At 48.7% G+C, this 18,972-nt stretch carries 16 protein-coding genes and 1 other annotated feature; of the genes, 13 read left to right on the forward strand and 3 right to left on the reverse strand.

What is annotated here, in order from left to right; genetic code table 11:
- From DW739_RS14170 to DW739_RS14195, 6 genes are all read left to right on the forward strand, one after another.
- On the forward strand, positions 1-210 hold a 210-nt coding region (locus DW739_RS14170), incomplete at its 5' end, for an MGMT family protein (protein ID WP_147355663.1).
- Positions 211-363: 153 nt separating this feature from the next.
- Positions 364-828: a MarR family transcriptional regulator gene (locus DW739_RS14175; RefSeq protein WP_118743247.1), complete on the forward strand. Its 465-nt coding sequence runs from the start codon at positions 364-366 to the stop codon at positions 826-828.
- A complete protein-coding gene (locus tag DW739_RS14180) occupies positions 822-1,379 on the forward strand; it encodes a cyclase family protein (protein WP_118469499.1) in 558 nt (185 codons plus the stop codon). Before DW739_RS14175 ends, DW739_RS14180 begins: the two co-directional genes overlap by 7 nt.
- A gap of 48 nt (positions 1,380-1,427) precedes the next feature.
- Complete coding sequence (locus DW739_RS14185) at positions 1,428-1,880, forward strand: VOC family protein (protein WP_118469498.1); 453 nt, start codon at positions 1,428-1,430, stop codon at positions 1,878-1,880.
- Between the two features lie 343 nt (positions 1,881-2,223).
- Complete coding sequence (locus DW739_RS14190) at positions 2,224-2,676, forward strand: MarR family winged helix-turn-helix transcriptional regulator (RefSeq protein WP_118524143.1); 453 nt, start codon at positions 2,224-2,226, stop codon at positions 2,674-2,676.
- Entirely contained in the window at positions 2,666-4,009 is a 1,344-nt protein-coding gene (locus DW739_RS14195) for an MATE family efflux transporter (RefSeq protein WP_118743248.1), read from the forward strand. The genes DW739_RS14190 and DW739_RS14195 overlap by 11 nt, the downstream gene beginning before the upstream one ends.
- A 211-nt stretch (positions 4,010-4,220) precedes the next feature.
- Here the strand turns inward: DW739_RS14195 and DW739_RS14200 are convergent, their stop codons facing one another.
- Positions 4,221-4,928 carry a hemolysin III family protein gene (locus DW739_RS14200; RefSeq protein ID WP_118523063.1) on the reverse strand — a complete coding sequence of 236 codons (708 nt, stop codon included), beginning with the start codon at positions 4,926-4,928 and terminating at the stop codon, positions 4,221-4,223.
- A gap of 310 nt (positions 4,929-5,238) precedes the next feature.
- Between DW739_RS14200 and DW739_RS14205 the strand changes: the two genes are divergently transcribed.
- The 5 genes from DW739_RS14205 to DW739_RS14230 all read left to right on the forward strand — a co-directional run bounded on the left by DW739_RS14205 (position 5,239) and on the right by DW739_RS14230 (position 12,595).
- A complete protein-coding gene (locus DW739_RS14205; protein ID WP_118469495.1) occupies positions 5,239-5,964 on the forward strand; it encodes an RluA family pseudouridine synthase in 726 nt (241 codons plus the stop codon).
- A 357-nt stretch (positions 5,965-6,321) separates the two neighbouring features.
- Entirely contained in the window at positions 6,322-7,404 is a 1,083-nt protein-coding gene (locus tag DW739_RS14215; RefSeq protein ID WP_118653096.1) for an AI-2E family transporter, read from the forward strand.
- Positions 7,405-7,663: 259 nt separating this feature from the next.
- Complete coding sequence (locus DW739_RS14220; RefSeq protein WP_118743250.1) at positions 7,664-9,145, forward strand: alpha/beta fold hydrolase; 1,482 nt, start codon at positions 7,664-7,666, stop codon at positions 9,143-9,145.
- Between the two features lie 235 nt (positions 9,146-9,380).
- Positions 9,381-9,600: a binding site (T-box leader), on the forward strand.
- A gap of 165 nt (positions 9,601-9,765) precedes the next feature.
- Positions 9,766-11,199, forward strand: coding sequence for a proline--tRNA ligase (proS, locus tag DW739_RS14225; RefSeq protein ID WP_022359111.1), 1,434 nt, complete (start codon positions 9,766-9,768; stop codon positions 11,197-11,199).
- Position 11,200: 1 nt separating this feature from the next.
- On the forward strand, positions 11,201-12,595 hold the full coding sequence (locus tag DW739_RS14230) for a polynucleotide adenylyltransferase (protein WP_118743251.1): 1,395 nt from the start codon (positions 11,201-11,203) through the stop codon (positions 12,593-12,595).
- A 134-nt stretch (positions 12,596-12,729) separates the two neighbouring features.
- Here the strand turns inward: DW739_RS14230 and DW739_RS14235 are convergent, their stop codons facing one another.
- Positions 12,730-14,040: an MATE family efflux transporter gene (locus tag DW739_RS14235; protein WP_345784432.1), complete on the reverse strand. Its 1,311-nt coding sequence runs from the start codon at positions 14,038-14,040 to the stop codon at positions 12,730-12,732.
- Positions 14,041-14,544: 504 nt separating this feature from the next.
- On the opposite strand from DW739_RS14235, the gene DW739_RS14245 reads away from it, so the two are divergent.
- Together DW739_RS14245 and DW739_RS14250 are read left to right on the forward strand one after the other, a co-directional pair.
- Positions 14,545-15,525: a phosphotransferase gene (locus DW739_RS14245; protein WP_118472558.1), complete on the forward strand. Its 981-nt coding sequence runs from the start codon at positions 14,545-14,547 to the stop codon at positions 15,523-15,525.
- Between the two features lie 189 nt (positions 15,526-15,714).
- Entirely contained in the window at positions 15,715-17,451 is a 1,737-nt protein-coding gene (locus DW739_RS14250; protein WP_117796691.1) for a phospho-sugar mutase, read from the forward strand.
- 53 nt (positions 17,452-17,504) lie between these two features.
- Here DW739_RS14250 and DW739_RS14255 read toward each other — a convergent pair whose 3' ends face one another.
- A complete protein-coding gene (locus tag DW739_RS14255; protein ID WP_118492858.1) occupies positions 17,505-18,650 on the reverse strand; it encodes a putative ABC transporter permease in 1,146 nt (381 codons plus the stop codon).
- Positions 18,651-18,972: the final 322 nt, after the last annotated feature.

Genomic DNA, 18,972 nt, shown 5'->3' on the forward strand with positions numbered 1-18,972 from the left:
CAGAATGCGTCCCATATGTCCGCGCAGGCGGTAGGCGGTGCAGTGGGGCATAATGAGATCTCCATCATCATTCCATGTCACCGTGTGGTGGGAACGAGTGGAAGCCTGATTGGGTATGCGGGCGGAATTGAGAAGAAGGTGGCGCTGCTTATGCTGGAACATACCGATATGAGTCGTTTCTTTGTGCCGAAGAAAGGAACGGCGCTTTAGTTATTAAGTGGAAAAATTGGAATTTTTAAAGCTGTTGCCATTTTATAAGTTGGCAGCAGCTTTTTGCCTATATATTCTTATTGACTTGTTGACATGGAAACAAGTGAGCGGTATAATACATTTGTTTCCAGAGAAACAAGAAAGGAGAATAAAATGAATTCAGAATTATTAGGTTTGTTTGCAAAGTACATGGAAAAGCAGGAAGTCCTATCGAAACTGACGGAATCAGAAGAGCTTCATGGCTATAATTATTCAGAAATATATACGATTGCTGCAATAGGAGATATGGAGTTTCCAAATGTCACAGGAATTTCACAGGCTATGCATATGACCAGAGGAGCAATCAGCAAGATCACAAGAAGACTTATGCAGAATGGAATGATTGAGTCTTATATGGCAGAAGGAAATAATCAGAAGATTTTCTTTAAACTGACTGATAAAGGACAGCAGCTATACGAAGAACATGAGAAAAGGCATAATCTGTGGCTGGAACGTGATAACGCATTTTTACAAAAGTACAGCAAAAAAGAACTGGATGAAATACAGCAGTTTATGATGGATTTTAATAATTATCTGGAAGATAAAATAGCAGAAATAGGAGGACATAACGAATGTTAATTGATATTACTTTAAAAATCACACCCAAAATGGTAACGGATGCACAGGGAAATGAAAAGAAAGCACTGGTAGGTCATCTTGGAACACATTTTGATGTTATGAACAAAGAGTTCCCTTTAGAATATACAAAGAGAAGGGCGATAGTCTTTGATGTTTCTGATGTTGGTGACAGGGATATAGATATTGATGATATCGATATTAGTAAAGTAGAACAGAATATGTTCGTGGCATTTTATACCGGATTTATTGAAAAAGAAGGCTATGGTGGAAAAGAATATTTTACAGGGCACCCACAGCTTTCAGACAAATTGATAGATGCTCTGCTTGACAAAGGAGTATCTATCATTGGAGTAGATTGTGCAGGTGTACGACGTGGAAAAGAACATACACCAAAGGATCAGTATTGTGCGGATCAAGGCGTTTTTATCATTGAAAACCTGTGTAATCTGCAAAAAGTTATTGAATCAGGAGGGACTTGCCTTATCAATACCTATCCTATGAACTATGCTGACATGACCGGATTGCCTTGTAGGGTTGTTGCAGAGGTTTAGACAACTTCCGGTTTGATGAAATATAGAAATTATTGGAGAGGAAAAAATATGGTTGGAAGAATTTATCACGTAGGATTAACCGTTTCTGATATAGATCGCTCCATTGCTTTCTACAGAGACATTCTTGGGCTTGAATTTCAGGGCGAAATCTTTATGGAGGGCGAAGAGACAGATAAAATGTTTCGCAAGGAAAATTGTAAAGCAAGGGTTGCATATTTGAATGGTTCGAAGGCTCTTGAAGCACCACCGATTGAATTGATTCAGTTTGTAGACAGCAAAATCCATAAGGAACAATCAGACTTGTTTACGACATCTATCTCAGAAGTATGCTTTTACACGGATGATATTGATTCTGTCTACAAAACCCTTATTGAAAATCATGTGGAGTGCTTGTCTGAACCGCAGTATTTCGATTTCAGGGCAGATGGGTTTGGGGAAAGCAGAGCGTTTTATTTCAGAGACCCGGATGGAATCATTCTTGAGATGATGCAACCTTTGTAAAATAATAAACAACTTCCAGTTTATATAACAGAAAAATCAGACGGATCTTGTACTTTTGGGTAATATTAAATATAATCCCGTCTTTGACAGTGATATTTGGAAAAACACCGCAGGAAGGCTTATTCTATAGAGCTTTTCCGGCGGTGTTTTTTCGTTTTACAATATAGTCTTTTTTATGAGAATCAGAACTGTGTCATACGGAATTTTCAGTTCAGAAAATGCCTACCTGTGAACAGTTACGTCATCTCTGCATATCAAGAATGAAGAATATATAAAGATTGACAATTTCAAAATCCCGTCGTATACTTCTTTTAGTCCCAAATGGGATTGAATGGGGAAGGTTATGGAATATAAAATACAAAAACTTTACGATCAGGTCAACCAGGCGATCATCCGCTGCCGTGGTGTATACTCGATGTGGGCAAAGAATAACAATGTGAGCTATAACCGGATGCTGGTGCTTTACACCATCCGCGAATTCGGATTCTGTACGCAAAAGCAGATCTGTGATTCATATCTGCTTCCGCGGCAGACGGTGAACCATGTGATTTCAGAGATGAAAAAAGACGGGATTCTTGTAGCGGATCCGGAAAAGAGCACCGGGAAGGAAAAGGCGCTTGTTTTGACGCCGGAGGGCGAACGGTATTCGGAAAAATTATTATATTCGTTAAGCCGGATGGAAGAACGGGCGGCGAAACGTCTGGGAGAGGACAAGATCCGCAGAATGACGGAACTGTTTATGGAGTATGACCAGATTCTGGAAGAGGCACTGGAGGAGACGGACGATGAAGAGTAAGGCGGGAACGGATACAGAATTTTTCCGGACGGAGAAAATTCCGAAGATATTGCTGCAAATCGCACCTCCGGTTATGCTGGCGCAGCTGATTCAGGCGATGTATAACATTGTAGACAGTTTTTTTGTGGGAAAATATTCCGAACCGGCGCTGACGGCGCTTTCGGTCATTTATCCGTTGCAGCTCATCATCATTGCGCTGGCGGTGGGAACCGGTGTGGGCGTGAATACCTACATGGCGCGCCTGTATGCACAGAAAATGCCGGGACAGGCGGAAGAAACAGCGGGAACAGGCACGCTTCTGGCGCTTGGAACCTGGTTTATATTTGCCATTTTCTCGATCTTCTGTATGCGTCCGTATGTCCTGACAAGTGCGAATACCCCGGAAGCGATCGAGAGTGCTGTTATCTACGGACAGATCGTCTGTATCGGCAGCATCGGGGCATTTCTGGAAGGAAACTGGACGAAGGTCCATCAGTCGCGGGGCAATATGCACCGTCCGATGGTCGCCCAGACCGTGGGGGCGCTGACGAATATCGTGCTTGACCCGATCCTGATTTTCGGACTCGGTCCGGTGCCGGAGCTGGGAGTCGCGGGTGCTGCCTATGCGACTGTCTGCGGACAGGTGGCAGCTGCGGTCATCACATCGTTTGGCGGGGTTGGCAGATTTCCAGAGCGCACAAAAATGCCGCTCTATATCAAGCAGATCTACTGGTTTGGCTACGCGTCGATTATTATGCAGGCATTATTTACAGTTTATATCGTGATCTTAAATGCGATCCTTGCCGGATTTTCAGATTCGGCAGTGACGGTGCTGGGGCTTTATTATAAAATGCAGACGTTTTTCTTTATCCCGCTGATGGGCTTGCAGACGTGTATCGTTCCGGTGCTCAGCTTTAACTATGCAACCAAGAGCTATGCGAGATGCCGGGAAATTATGCGGGACAGCTATGGATTTTCCTGTGTGTTTATGCTGGTCGGTGTGATCTGCTTCGTTTTCTTTCCGGTGCAGCTGCTCCGGTTTTTTTCAAAGAGCAGTGAGGTCATCGCGATCGGAAAAAATGCATTCCCTATCATCGGGGCAAGTTTTATTCCGGCGGTATTTTCACTGATGACCCCGGTCTTCTTCCAGGCGATCGGAAATGGAAAGATCAGCCTCTTTTTGTCCGTGATGCGCCAGATCTGCTGCCTGATTCCGATTTTCTGGCTGCTGTCGCTGATTGACCTGCGCTTTACCTGGTTTGCATTTCCGATCTCGGAAGTGCTGGTCGGTGTCACAGGAATCGTGCTTTATTACAAGGAAATCAAAAGAGACTTTGATAAAGGAGCAGCATGAGGAAGCACGTAAAAACATAGAAAATAGTTTCGTAGAAAATTTTTAAACGCTTTTAATGAATTGAAAAGGAACCGCCTGGGTCAGTCTATCAGCTGGCATCAGGACGGTTCCTTTTTTGAAAGGAGAATGAATGTGACATAAAAAATTGAATGTATGCATTTCGTGTACGTATGAGGCATAATGCCTGTCAGACGAAATGGGTATTTCACCCTTATGCTACAAATGCGTACATCATCACATAATGGCACAGGCTTCCGCCCATGACAAACAGATGGAAAATCTCATGCGAACCGAAATTTTTATGCGTTGCATTGAAAATCGGCAGTTTTAATGCGTAGATAATGCCTCCAGCCGTATAGATGAGTCCGCCGGTCAGCAGCCAGAGAAATGCGCTTTTCGGAAGTGCCAGTACGATTTGACGGAACGCCAGCACGCAGATCCAGCCCATCGCGATGTAAACTAGCGAGGAGAACCACTTCGGGCAGTTGATCCAGAGCGCGTTGACGAGAATCCCGGCAATCGCGATACCCCAGACGAGCGCCAGAAGCCGGTAACCGGCGTTATTTCCAAGGACGATCAGGCAAACCGGTGTGTAAGTTCCGGCAATCAGGATGAAAATCATCATGTGGTCGATCTTACGCAGGATTTTATTAACGTGCTCGGAAATATTAAAGGTGTGGTAGGTCGTGCTGGCGGCATAGAGCAGAATCATGCTGACGATAAACACAGCCAACGCCGCAAGATGGCGCGAATCTGCTTCTCCGGCCGCTTTGTGAAGCAGCGGAACTGCCGCGATCACCGCGCCGATCATCGCGATAAAATGCGTCAGCGCGCTTCCGGGATCCTTTACGTGGAATTTATGATGCTTTGTTTCAACGAGTTCCGTTGTGTCAGATGTATGTTTTTGACTAGAAATCATAGGATAACCTCCTTTGCCGTAATATCAATAAAGTAATTGTGAATGTGATATGTAGTATTTAAAACTACATAGAATGTTTTTATATACTATACATCTTTTCTGAAAAATATGCAAGAGGGGGATGGGATATGTTATAATATAATGTATGAACAGTAACGAAAGGTTTTCACGTTTCGTGTGAGCTGGCAATAAATATATGCAATGGTTTGCATATGAAAATTTTAAAGGTAGAAGAGAAAAAAGGCTCATAGATGATTTGAAAAGTTAAAATGCTCGGGAATCCATGGATGAAGTAGAGAGGAAATCGGTTATGTTAGATATATTATACGAAGATAAAGATATTTTAGTTGTGGTCAAACCAGCCGGAGTTGAGTCGCAGACATCGAGACGCCTGGAGCCGGATATGGTCAGCGAGATAAAAAATTATCTCCACCGGAAGGTGCAGGAGACGAAAAAGTTATCCACAGGATTATCCCCAAAAGCGTCCACAGCCCCGGTGGATCCGTATGTTGGAGTTATCCACCGACTGGACAAGCCGGTGCGCGGTGTGATGGTATATGCCAAGAACCTGAAAGCGGCAGCGCACTTAAGCCGTCAGGTACAGGAGGGAAAACTGGAGAAAATCTATCAGGCGCTCGTATGTGGAAAACCTGTGGATAATGTGGGTAAGTACGTGGATTATCTGTTGAAAGACGGGAAAACGAACACCAGCCGGATTGTGGATAAGTCGGTCGCCGGTGCGAAACGGGCAGAGCTGGAATATCAGATATTAGAAAAAAAAGAACAGGAAGACGGTACCGTGCGTTCACTGGTGGAAATCCATCTTCACACAGGACGCCACCATCAGATACGCGTACAGTTTGCCGCGCATGGGACACCGCTCATGGGAGATACCAAGTATGGCGCACCAGCGGCTGCTTCCGTGGGACGTGCCCGTCGGGAACCGCTGGCGCTGTGCGCGGTCCGTTTATCGTTCCTTCACCCGGTGACGGGAAAAAGAATGGAGTTTTCCACCAAACCGCAATTTGTTCTGTGAGCGAACTTTTCTATAAGTCAAGAAAATAAAAGATCAAGGGTGAATAGAAGGTAAGACGTGTATATTTTTATCCAGCCTGCCCATACTAGAGTGTGTACAAAGGAAGTACGAATCATAAATGGGCAAAGTCCATGGGTAAGCCCCGGAGCGACTAAAGAGGGCTTACAAAAGAGACCGCAGGAGCCGGGAGAAGCGAGAGCTGACATCGGTTTCCTGTGGTTTTTCGTTGCCATACATCCGGAAAAAAGGGCGTGTAGATTTAAGGAAAAGACGTTTGTTTGAATGGATGGTTGTAGAAATCATAGAACCATAACGGGGTATGGCATAAAGAAAAAATCGGGAAGGTGGAGCAGACAGATGGCACTCAGCAGAAAACAGAAAAAAGCATTTCTCACAGCAGCAGTCACGGCGGGCGTGTATTTGAGTTTTCGTTACCTGCTGCCGCTTATATTCCCATTTCTGGCAGCGTATCTGATGGCGCTGCTTCTCCAGCCATCGGCAGCATTTCTCGAAAAACGGCTGCGAATCTCCTTCCGCGGGCGCATGATCGGCGTTCCCATCGGTATGATCGGGGGCGTGGAGCTGATTTTGCTGAGCATTTTTCTGGTCGCTCTGCTGGCAGCAGGGGGACGGCGTTTCACGGAGGAGCTGGAACACTTTTTAGAAGAGCTTCCAGGACGGATGGAGGAATTGTCACTGCTTGGACAGCAATTTGAACAGTCGATCGAGCGAGTCCTTCATCTGCCTGCCGGTAAAATCGGGCAGCTCTTTCGCGGAACAGGCTTGCAGAGCAGTGGACAGGTCAAGGAGATCCTGCTGCCGCAGCTCCTTCAGAAATCAGTTCCTGCTGCGGCGGGGATTGTGCGCGCGGTTATTGTGGTTGTTTTATTTTTCATTGCCTCGATTTTGAGTTTACAGGAGATGGACGAACTGCGCCGGAGGCGGTTTGATTCGATGTTTCACCGCGAATTTTTCCTGCTCGGCAGGCGCCTTGCGGTGACAGGAAGCGCATGGCTGAAAACCCAGTCGGTCATTTTCCTGATGACTTCGGCATTTTCGATGGTGGGGCTTTTGTTGATTGGAAATCCATATTATATTCTGGGCGGAATCGGAATCGGGGTTCTGGATGCCCTGCCGATCTTCGGCGCAGGGACGGCGCTGGTGCCGTGGAGTCTTTTTCTCCTGTTTAAGCGGGAGTGGGGACACGCGCTGATTCTCTTCGGTCTGTATCTGCTCTGTTATTTTCTGCGTGAGTTCACGGAGGCACACCTGATGGGGAAGAAAATGGGGCTGTCGCCGCTTGAAACGCTGGCGGCGATCTATGTGGGCTTGCAGCTGTTCGGTCTGTTTGGATTTCTGCTGGGTCCGATTGGGCTGTTGATTATTAAGGATTTTGTGGAGGAGTATGGGGAAGCGGACGAAGGAGCGGATGCTCATTAAGTAGGCGCTTTTAGAGGAGAAAAGAGGAAAAAAGTGGAGTATTGGTGGATGGACGATCTGAAATTGCTTTTGAATGTGGAAATTTAAGGAGATGAAAGGATTTTTTAGAATTGCCGCGAGACAAAAGGATCATATATAATAGATAAGGAATTAAAAACGCATAAAAGTTTTGGAAAAACAGCAGAGAAAGAGTTGCTGGAAGATAGCTGGATGTTAAGCTGAAATAAATATGCATATCATTTAATATGGAGGAACAAACGTGAATTTATATACAAAAGAGTCAGGCTCCGGACAGCCGATGGTGCTGCTTCACGGAAATGGAGAGGACAGCTCCTATTTTGTGAACCAGCTATCCTTTTTTGAATCAAAATATCTCGTGATTGCGGTGGACATCCGTGGACATGGCAGATCTCCGCGTGGTCGTGGGACATTTACCTTGGAACGGTTTGCTGATGATTTGAAAGGATTTCTTGACCGCCGGGGACTTAGGCGGATCATTTTGCTGGGGTTCAGCGACGGCGGCAATATTGCGCTGATTTTTGCACTGAAATATCCGGGATATGTCGATCGGCTGATTTTAAATGGAGCGAACTTAAACCCGTTTGGCATGAAGCCGTCCGTGCTGGCGGATGTGGCGCGGGAGTATGTGGGAGTTGTGGGGAAGCTCTGGCTGCAGAAAAGCGGCATCGGGCAGATACGGGGAAAAATGCAGATGGCAGCAGGAAAAATGCGGACAGAAAAGCAATTTTCAAAAGAAAACGAAAAACAGAATGGACAGGAAGGACTGAATAAACAACAGAGAAGAAGCTGTCAGAAAGAAAAAATTCCTGAAAATAAGGAAAATGATCGGAAGGCAAATATACACAAAAAAGAGCTTCTATCCTTAATGTTGTATGAACCCTGGATCCGCCCTGAACTTCTCCACCGCCTGAAAATGCCCGTCCTTGTGGTAGCAGGGAGCGACGACATGATCCGCGAATGCCACACGCGCCAAATCGCACGTTCTCTGCCAAACGCAAGGATTCGGCTTTTAGAGGGCACCCATTTTATTGCAGCAGAGAACCCGGACGCATTTAACCAATGTGTTGCATCATTCCTGGAACAGACACAGGGCGGCGAGCTGGCGCAGATGAGCCGAGTCTGGGGCAGCCGGAGAGCCGGAAGGCTGGAGAAGGAGAAGATCCGTCGGGCGGCGGTGCTGGTACCTTTGATTCAGAAAGGCGGGGAGTACCACGTGGTGTTTGAGGTGCGCGCGGGAAGCTTAAAAACTCAGCCGGGAGAAATCTGTTTTCCGGGCGGTGCCGTTGAGCGGGACGAGACACCGAAGCAGGCGGCGATCCGTGAGGCGATGGAAGAACTCTTAATCAGTCGCCGCCAGATTCGCGTTATCGCGCCGTTGGATGTGCTGGAAGCGCCCGGGGCGATGGAGATTTCTCCATTTTTAGGTGCGCTGCAGGGCTACCGCTGGTCATATTCCGAGGCGGAGGTCGATCATACCTTTTCTGTCCCGCTCCGCTGGTTCGCGGAACATGAACCGGAGCGATATGAAACAGAACTTGTGACCGTGCCGGAAGAGACATTTCCGTTTGAAGATGTTCCGGGCGGACGCGATTACCGCTGGCGGCGCGGACATTACGATGTCTACTTCTACCGCCGCGAGGAAGGAATCATCTGGGGGATGACGGCGAAGATTCTGCGGTCACTGGCGGAGATGTACCGGGAGGACATTTTATTAAAATAGGATTCGTAAGATAGGGATAAAAACATTATTTTTTGTTCGGACGCAACCGAGTCAGTGACGACCGAGTAAAAAATGCGAGGCATCGTCAAGACTTGTACAAGGGCGAGTTCCAGCCTTGACAAACCCGACCGATTGGCGTAAAATCATAATACTGTCAGGATTTGCGCGGCTGAGTTTGTGGATGCCGTGGAAGAAATCCGGCGTTTGATTTTAGAACATCAAACAATAAGAAACAAAACAGGCGAAGAGAGGAATCAGTAAACTTTGACACACGTCCAGAGAGAAAGCCGTATGGTGCGAGGCTTTTGTGTCCCTGAAAGTTGAACCGGCCCTGGAGCTGTGCATGAAAATGCAACGTATTTCCGGCGTTAACGGAAGTTAAGTGAGCCAGAATCGGAACGAAATTCTGGTTAAGCAGGGTGGTACCGCCGAAGTTAAGCCATTCGGTCCCTTTGATCGCAGCGATCAGCAGGGATCGGATGGCTTTTTTATTTCTACGAAATAAAAAACAACAATGTACACTCGGCGCAAGGAAATATGGCTGTGATGGCAGTCGCGCCTCGGCGCCAAAATCCGGCAAGCCGGATTTCAATAAAATGTTTTTAACAAGGAGAAACGACATGGCAAAGGAAAAGAAAATGGTAGAAGCCATCACATCGATGGATGAAGATTTCGCCCAGTGGTATACGGACATCGTAAAGAAAGCAGAGCTTTCTGATTACTCTAGTGTAAAGGGCTGCATGATTATCAAACCGGCCGGATATGCGATCTGGGAGAATATCCGCAATGAACTGGACAAGCGCTTTAAGGCAACCGGCGTAGAGAACGTATATCTGCCTATGTTTATTCCGGAAAGTCTTCTGGAAAAAGAGAAAGATCACGTAGAAGGTTTCGCACCGGAAGTAGCGTGGGTAACACAGGGCGGTTTAGAGCCGTTACAGGAGAGAATGTGTGTACGTCCGACTTCCGAGACTCTGTTCTGCGATTTTTATGCACATGACGTACATTCTTACCGCGATCTGCCGAGAAACTACAACCAGTGGGCTTCGGTTGTACGTTGGGAAAAGACCACCCGTCCGTTCCTGCGTTCCAGAGAGTTCTTATGGCAGGAAGGTCATACCGCTCATGCAACCGCTGAGGAAGCACAGGAGCGTACCGAGATGATGTTAAATGTATACGCGGATCTGTGCGAGGACTTCCTGGCAATTCCGGTTATCCGCGGACGCAAGACCGACAAGGAGAAATTTGCCGGTGCAGAGGCAACCTACACGATTGAGTCCCTGATGCACGATGGCAAGGCACTGCAGTCCGGCACCAGCCACAACTTCGGCGATGGATTTGCAAAGGCATTTAACATCCAGTATCTGGATAAGGATAATAAATTAAAATATGTTCATCAGACTTCCTGGGGTATGACAACCCGTATGGTAGGCGCGATCATCATGGTTCATGGTGACAATAATGGTCTGGTTCTGCCGCCGAAGGTAGCTCCGACCCAGGTTATGATCGTTCCGATTCAGCAGGCAAAAGAGGGTGTTCTGGACAAGGCATTTGAGGTAAAAGAGGTTCTGTCCAACTTCCGTGTCAAAGTGGATGATTCCGACAAATCTCCGGGATGGAAGTTCAGCGAGTCCGAGATGCGCGGTATTCCGGTACGTGTCGAGATCGGACCGAGAGATATTGCTGAAAATCAGGCAGTTCTGGTTCGCCGTGATACGCATGAGAAGATTACGGTATCTCTGGATGAGATCGCAGCAAAGGTTGGCGAGCTTCTGGAGACGATTCACCACGATATGTTTGAGCGTGCAAAAGCACACAGAGATTCCCATACTTATGTAGCGACAACACTGGATGAGATGAAGGAGATCGCAGAAAATAAGCCAGGCTTCATCAAGGCAATGTGGTGCGGCAATCAGGAGTGCGAGGATAAACTGAAAGAAGTAGTCGGCGTAACCTCCCGCTGCATCCCGTTCAATCAGGAACATCTGGCTGACACCTGCGTATGCTGCGGCAAGCCGGCAACGAAGATGGTTTATTGGGGTAAGGCATATTAATATGATTCCAAAACGGATAGAAATGCCGGTCCAGGTCGAGGAAATCCTGGGAAAGCTGCGAGAACATGGTTACGAGGCATTTGCAGTCGGCGGCTGTGTCCGCGATGCGATCCTGGGACGGATTCCCGGTGACTGGGATATCACGACCTCGGCGCACCCGGAGGAGGTGAAGCAGGTGTTCGGTCACACGATCGACACCGGGCTTCAGCACGGTACGGTCACGGTCATGCGTGATCATATCGGATATGAAATAACCACCTACCGGATTGACGGTGAATATGAGGATGGACGCCACCCGAAGGAAGTCGTATTTACTGCCGAACTGCGTGAGGACTTGAGACGGCGTGATTTCACGATCAATGCGATGGCATACAGCCACGAAACGGGAATTGTCGATATTTTCGGCGGGGCGGAGGATCTGGCAGCGCGCCGGATCCGCTGCGTCGGGGATGCGGGAGAACGGTTTACGGAAGATGCGCTCCGGATCCTGCGTGCCGTCCGCTTTTCGGCCCAGCTGGGATTTTCGATAGAGAAAAAGACCTGGCAGGCGCTCTGTGAGCTGGCGCCCTCCCTTGTCCATGTGAGCAAGGAACGGGTGCAGGTGGAGTTGACAAAAACACTCCTGTCCGACCGACCGGAATTTATCTGGAAAACGGAGGCGGCAGGACTGGCACCGTACATTTCAAAGACATTTCCGGAGGTATTTGCGGCGTGGAAAAAGCGGAAAAGCTGTGCAAAGCAGAGGTTGGAAGAGAAAGTATGTTCGAATGATGTGCCAGCTGCTGACAAGGATGCGATCAAAACGGAAACGGCAGCGCGGCAGGGGCACATGTTCGTGAAACATGAATGTGAGACAGACATGGCGGGGGAAATTTCTGCTGCTGTGGCACATCTGCCAGCAGAAAAAGCCTTGCGCTGGTCGTATTTTCTTGCCCCGGCGGGCGAGGGAACTTGTGTCCGGGTTCTGAGAGAACTCAAGATGGACAACGACACGATCGATAAGGCGAAGATTCTGAGCCGTTTTGCATTCATGCAGATGGAACCGGAGGAAAGCGCTATCCGCCACGCGATGAGTGCGATGGAAGATACGGTCTTTGACTGGCTGCTTCTCCTTCAGGAAGTTCTGATGCCGGAGCGCATGGATGCGGTGGAAATGGTTCGCTCACTTGCAAGGCAGATCCGGGAGCGCGGTGACTGTATCCGTCTTAAAACTCTGGCGGTAACCGGAAAAGACCTGATTCAGGCAGGCATCCAGCCGGGACCGGCGCTTGGAAAAACGCTGCATCTTCTCTTTGAAAAGGTGCTGGAGAATCCGGCTTGGAATGAGAAAGAGCGGCTTCTGGCTGAGGTGGAAGTGTTGAAACAATCGCAGAATGCGGGAACCAGTAAAGCATAAGAAGATTAATAAATAAAAAGAGAAAAGAGGCAAAATCGTTTGGAACCGGCAGGACAAGCCGGACAAACGATTTTGTCTCTTTTCCTTTTGCTTTTTTAACAACAATATTTTCAATCAGAGGATGATTAAAAGAGTTATCCCAATTTCTTATACTCCCTGAAAAACAGCGCTGCCGTCGTCGCCACCGCAATCGTATCTGCCACCGGTTCTGCCACGAACACGCCGAATACCGGATTTGAAACGAAATGCGGCAGGATAAAGATCAGCGGAATCAAAAGCAGCACTTTCCGGAGCAATGCCAGAAAGACGGATGTTTTCGCATTTCCAAGGGCAATAAAAGTCTGCTGGCAGGCGAGCTGGACGGCAAAGAGCAGGGAAGCTGCCATATAGATCCGGAGCGCCCAGATGGTATAGCTGGCAAGGTCTGCGTCGCTGGTAAAGATGGAAATAAAAATCTGTGGAACCAGCATACATAAGAGCCAGAGCAAGGTGGAATAGCAGGCTGCCGAGCGCAGAAGCAGGTGAAACGCTTTTTTCACACGGTCGATATTTTTTGCTCCATAGTTAAAGCTGATGATCGGCTGCGCGCCCTGTGAGAGCCCCTGCAGCGGCAGCATGGAAAACTGCATGACGCTGGAAAGAATCGTCATCGCGCCGACCGCGGTATCGCCGCCATATTTCAACAGGCTGGTGTTAAAGCTGATGGACAGTGCACTTTCTGTAAATTGCATGATAAATGGCGCCAGTCCGAGCGCCAGGCATGGCAGGATAAATTTCTTCTGCGGGCGCAGGTTGCGGAGCCGTATCCGCAGGGTACTATGCGTTCCGGTCAGAAAACGCAGAATCCAGATACAGGAAATACCCTGTGAAAGGATGGTTGCAAGTGCCGCACCTCGCACATCCAGATGCAGTCCGAAGATAAAGATCGGATCGAGGATGATGTTGCAGAGAGCGCCGATGGCAACGGTAATCATGCCGGTTTTGGCATAACCCTGTGCGTTGATAAAGGCATTGAGTCCGAGCGCCATCTGGACGAAGAAAGTGCCGCAGACGTAGATTTTCATGTAGTTCCAGGCGTAGAGAATCGTCTTCTCACTGGCGCCGAACATCAGGAGGATCGGGCGCCCAAAGCCAAGAAACAGGGCGGTCAGGACGAGCGAAATGACGGTCAGCATGAAGGTACAGTTGCCGAGTACCTTTTCAGCAGAATCCTTGTCGCCTTTTCCCATCAGGATCGACGCCTGCGGGGCACCGCCCATGGCGGCGAGCGCGGCAAAAGCGGAAATGCACATGATAATCGGCATTGTGACGCCGACGCCGGTCAGGGCGCTGGGACCGATGTCCGGGATATGGCCGATGTACATGCGGTCAACCATGTTATAGAGAACGTTGATGATCTGTGCGGCAATTGCCGGGAGCGCCAGTTTAAAAAGAAGTGACCCGATCGGCGCACTGCCGAGATCAGCTTCACGGGATGATGCTGAGCCTGAATGCGGGCGCGTATTTTCATCATTGGAACGATGAGCGGATTGTATGGACAAAGAGAGACCTCCTTTTCATTTACAGTAAAATATATTATTTGATTTTTTGCCTGATTGTTGGGACAAATAGCCAGACCGCTTTTTTATCCCAACGTGAATCATTGTAACATACCGTCAAAATGATGGCAATGAACAGAATTTCGTAATCACTCCACATTGGCGATTGTGTGTGATAGTTTGTGCACTGTGTTTCAAATCTGCGATATTTATGCATAAGCATATTTGTAAGCCCCCTCTCATAGGTTAGGAGTAGCAGGCTGGGTGTCTGATGTGCATATTTGCATAATCGTGTGAATGTTGCAATTAACATAGCTGTCAGCAGCTGTGGCCCGGCGTGAAAATGTGCTGTCCACATTCTTTTGGGAAATGGAAAGGCGGGCAGCCGGATAGAGGCAGGAGGGGGAAGTTGTGAACGAGAGAACAACCGAGGTGCTGGAACAGTATGAACTGGAAGTGCAGTCGAAGCGCCGTGGAAGAGGCGCGTGGATCTGCGAGACGAGTCAGGGGTTAAAACTCCTCCGGGAATATAAGGGGACCGTCAAACGTCTTGAATTTGAAGAACAAATCATGAATGTTCTGCAAAATCAGAAAACATGCCGGACCGATCAGTATATGCGGAACCGGGAGGGCGAGCTTTTGTCGGTGGCGGAGGATGGAACGCGGTGTGTTGTGAAGGAATGGTTTTCCGGGCGCGAGTGCAGTGTGCAGAGCGAGGCGGAGGTAGTCCGGGCGGTCGGGCAGATCGCGAAGCTGCACCGGACATTGCGCGGCATTGCGATCGATGAGTCGTGGAATCTGGGGTCAATTCTCACGCGTCCGGCGGTGGCGGAGATGGAGCGCCACAACCGGGAACTTGTCCGTACGCGGAATTATATCCGGAAAAAACGGCGTAAATCGGATTTTGAGAGGGCAGTCAGCGGAAGCTTTGCCATCTTTTATGAGCAGGCGCAGGAAGCAGCAGGCGGGCTGAAAGCGCAGATCGAGCGGAACGGCGAGCCGGAAAACTACCTGTGTCACGGGGATCTGAACCAGCACCATATTTTATTGGCAGAAGAAAATGAGATGGCGGTGATTGAATTTAACCGGATGCACCGGGGCGTCCAGGTCGAAGACCTGTATCATTTTACGCGCAAAATATTGGAAAAGCATGGCTGGGATTTGCGTCTGGGGATGCGGCTGCTGGAGACGTATGATCGTATTCTGCCGTTGAATGCACAGGAGCGGACATACCTCTATTACCTGTTTTTATATCCGGAAAAATACTGGAAACAGTTAAATTTTTATTATAATGCAGGCAAGGCGTGGATTCCAGTCCGCAGCATCGAAAAACTGCAGAAGCTGGAAGAACAGCAGACGGCGCGGAACCTCTTTCTTGAGGCAATCCGATAAGAAATGTTGATTTACATATGCATATAAATTCTTTGGTTAAGCGTATTCGATATATCATGGAGAAACTTTGAAAAACGAAAAAATAAAGACAAAGAATAGTAACCGAAATTCTCTTTATTTTTCAGAATAATTATACTATAATGGAGAAAAAGAAAGTCATCCTAGAAGAAAGCAGGGGGTAAGTGAATCATGAAGGATTACATGACGATTTACAAAGAATGGCTGGAAAATCCATACTTTGACGAGGCAACGAAAGAGGAATTACGCGCCATTGAGGGCGATGAAAATGAGATTAAAGAGCGTTTCTATATGGATTTGGAGTTTGGTACGGCAGGACTGCGCGGCATCATCGGTGCAGGTATTAACCGGATGAATATCTACACCGTCCGCCGTGCGACCCAGGGACTGGCAAATTACATCATCAAGCAGGGCGGCGCGGCAAAAGGCGTGGCGATCGCATTTGACTCCCGTCATATGTCCCCGGAATTTGCCGAGGAAGCAGCGCTGACACTGGCGGCAAATGGCATCAAGGCGTACCGGTTCGAGACGCTGCGCCCGACGCCGGAGCTTTCCTTTGCAGTCCGCGAGCTTGGCTGCATCGCCGGCATCAACATCACTGCCAGCCACAACCCGCCGGAGTACAACGGCTACAAGGTTTACTGGGAGGACGGCGCACAGTTTACACCGCCGCATGACAAGGGTGTGACTGAGGAAGTTATGGCGATCACCGATCTTTCCACCGTTAAGACGATGGGAGCACAAGAGGCAAAGGCAAAAGGACTCTACGAGATCATCGGTGCAGCGATCGACGACAAATATATTGCACAGGTCAAGGCACAGGTAGTCAATCAGGGCGCGATTGACCGCATGCAGGATCAGATCACGATCGTGTATACACCGCTTCACGGCACGGGCAATATCCCGGCACGCCGTGTGATGAAAGAGCTTGGATTTACCCATGTATATGTGGTTCCGCAGCAGGAGCTTCCAGACGGCGATTTCCCGACCGTCAGCTATCCGAACCCGGAGGCAAAGGAAGCATTTGAATTGGGACTGGCTCTGGCAAAAGAGAAAAATGCAGACCTCGTTCTGGCAACCGATCCGGATGCCGATCGCCTGGGCGTGTATGTCAAAGATACCAAGTCCGGCGAATACATTCCGCTGACCGGCAATATGTCCGGCTCCCTGCTCTGCGAGTATGTGCTCAGCCAGAAACAGGCAAACGGCAAGATTCCGGCAGATGGACAGGTTGTTAAATCCATCGTTACGACGAATCTGGTAGATGCAGTTGCGAAGAATTACGGCGCAGAGCTCATCGAGGTTCTGACCGGATTTAAGTGGATCGGCAAACAGGTTCTCAAAAATGAGCAGGAAGGCAAAGGAACCTATCTGTTTGGCATGGAAGAGAGCTATGGCTGTCTGATCGGTACATACGCACGCGATAAAGATGCCATTTCCGCAACCGCAGCACTCTGCGAGGCGGCTGCTTATTACAAGGAAAAAGGCATGACGCTGTGGGATGCGATGGTCGAGATGTACGAGAAATACGGCTATTATAAAGATGAAGTGAAGTCCATCGGCTTAAAGGGCATCGAGGGACTGGCAAAAATTCAGGAGATCATGGAATATTTCCGCGCCCACACACCGTCCGATTTTGCCGGACATAAAGTGCTGGCTGTCCGCGATTACAAGGCAGATACGGTTAAAGATCTGGCAACCGGCGAGGTAAAACCGACCGGACTTCCATCCTCCAATGTTCTCTACTACGAACTGGAAGACAACGCATGGCTCTGCGTCCGCCCGTCTGGAACCGAGCCGAAGATCAAGTTCTACTACGGCGTGAAAGGTACCTCCCTGGAAGACGCGGCAGCGAAATCAGAGAAGGTAGGCGAGTCTGTGATGACGATTGTCAATGGACTGCTGTAGAAAAATAAAAAGAAGATATGAAATAAGTTCCTAAAAGAAATAGGACCATTCGTTCATGCGAAAGGTCCTATTTTTGTGCTATTTTGTTCTTTTAATTCTTTCAACGCCGCTGCAAATTTCGACGAAACCGCAGTAGGATTTCCTCTTAGCAGCCCGCGGCGGTAGAAGGCATGGAGCTTTTTAGCCGGGCGCAGGGACTGGCGGCGGTGTTTGAGTTCTTCTAACCGGGTGCTCAGGCGGGTGAGGCGGTTGTCGAAGGCGATGCGGGCATCGACTTCGGTGCGGACTTCGGCAATGCGCTCGTTGACGCGCTGTTTGGCAGCTTCGATGCGTTCTGCGTTTCCTGCTTTGGCAGCTTCGATGCGGGAGGTGGTTTCTTCTCGAACATCGGACAGGCGTTTTTCGGCGAGTGCCTTGGTCTCAGCCAGGCGCTCTTTGTGTTCGGTGGCAGCCGCCTGCAGCTGTCTGGCAGTCTCGGCGCGTGCGGTTGCCAGGCGTTCTTCGGCGTCACTGCGGACGGCGGCAAGTCTGCGGGCGGCTTCTGCCTGGGCGGCTGCCAGTTTTTCAGCTGTTTCTTCACGGGTCAGAGCGCCGCGCTCAATGGCTTCCTCACGCAGCAGCTCGATCTTGGACTGTAGCTCTTCGATATCGGCTTTGAGCTTCGTCATAGCTTCCAGCGTATGACCCAGAGCCAGGGCTGCCTTGATGGATTCGTAAGCATCGGCGGTGAAAAGAACGCTGATGACGAAATCGCAGATGAGCAGGATAACCGGAGGAACCGCAAGCACAGTGCGGGCGATCGGATCATGGATGACATCGGTCATAAGGATCGTCAGAAATCCCCATGCGATCGAGGAACTCAGGCAGATATAGCCGTGCAGCTGGAACGGCTGGCTGCTGTAATCCCAGTAGCGGACCTTGAATAGGCGTTCCATGACGGCGCCGGTGACATATTCAAGTGCCGTGGCGGCGATAAAACCGGAAATATAGACGAGCGGCAGGCTGTCCCGCACCGGCAGGGACACCCAGAGCATCATCACCGCGCCGGAACCGTAGAGCGGCAGCATCGGAAGCCGCAGAAATCCGCGGTTGACGAGCCGTTTCTGTTTCAGGGAAACATAAGTCGATTCGAAAATCCACCCTAAAAAGCAGTATACATAGAAAAAAGCTAGCCATTGGTACCAGGTATAGGTATACATAAAACCTCCTTTAGAAAATCAAGTCATTTTCTCATTGGTTGAAAAACGTATCTAAAATGAAGTTGTTTCTTATCTTACTATATAAATCTAGAAAAGTTCAAGGCATCTGGGTGAAAAAAGATAATTCCAAAATCTCCGCTTGCCACAAAAGCACGCTTCGTGTACAATAAATCGAAGTCGGCTTTGCCACAGACAGCAGGCAGACGTACAGAAAGCAAATCTTATATGAAGTGGATTTGTTTTCCAGAATAAAATTTGCAGAAAAACAAAGAACAATTCAACAAATACAAACAATTTACAATAAAAAGAAAAATAGGAGAGG

Source organism: Clostridium sp. AM28-20LB, assembly GCF_003480665.1.
In the GTDB taxonomy this organism is placed as follows: Bacteria; Bacillota; Clostridia; order Lachnospirales; family Lachnospiraceae; genus Otoolea; species Otoolea fessa.

Coding starts and splice junctions, on each gene's coding strand:
- DW739_RS14195 (WP_118743248.1), top strand. CDS start 2,666: ATGAAGAGTAAGGCGGGAACGGATACAGAATTTTTCCGGACGGAGAAA.
- DW739_RS14190 (WP_118524143.1), top strand. CDS start 2,224: ATGGAATATAAAATACAAAAACTTTACGATCAGGTCAACCAGGCGATC.
- DW739_RS14185 (WP_118469498.1), top strand. CDS start 1,428: ATGGTTGGAAGAATTTATCACGTAGGATTAACCGTTTCTGATATAGAT.
- DW739_RS14205 (WP_118469495.1), top strand. CDS start 5,239: ATGTTAGATATATTATACGAAGATAAAGATATTTTAGTTGTGGTCAAA.
- proS (WP_022359111.1), top strand. CDS start 9,766: ATGGCAAAGGAAAAGAAAATGGTAGAAGCCATCACATCGATGGATGAA.
- DW739_RS14230 (WP_118743251.1), top strand. CDS start 11,201: ATGATTCCAAAACGGATAGAAATGCCGGTCCAGGTCGAGGAAATCCTG.
- DW739_RS14215 (WP_118653096.1), top strand. CDS start 6,322: ATGGCACTCAGCAGAAAACAGAAAAAAGCATTTCTCACAGCAGCAGTC.
- DW739_RS14250 (WP_117796691.1), top strand. CDS start 15,715: ATGAAGGATTACATGACGATTTACAAAGAATGGCTGGAAAATCCATAC.
- DW739_RS14180 (WP_118469499.1), top strand. CDS start 822: ATGTTAATTGATATTACTTTAAAAATCACACCCAAAATGGTAACGGAT.
- DW739_RS14175 (WP_118743247.1), top strand. CDS start 364: ATGAATTCAGAATTATTAGGTTTGTTTGCAAAGTACATGGAAAAGCAG.
- DW739_RS14200 (WP_118523063.1), bottom strand. CDS start 4,928: ATGATTTCTAGTCAAAAACATACATCTGACACAACGGAACTCGTTGAA.
- DW739_RS14255 (WP_118492858.1), bottom strand. CDS start 18,650: ATGTATACCTATACCTGGTACCAATGGCTAGCTTTTTTCTATGTATAC.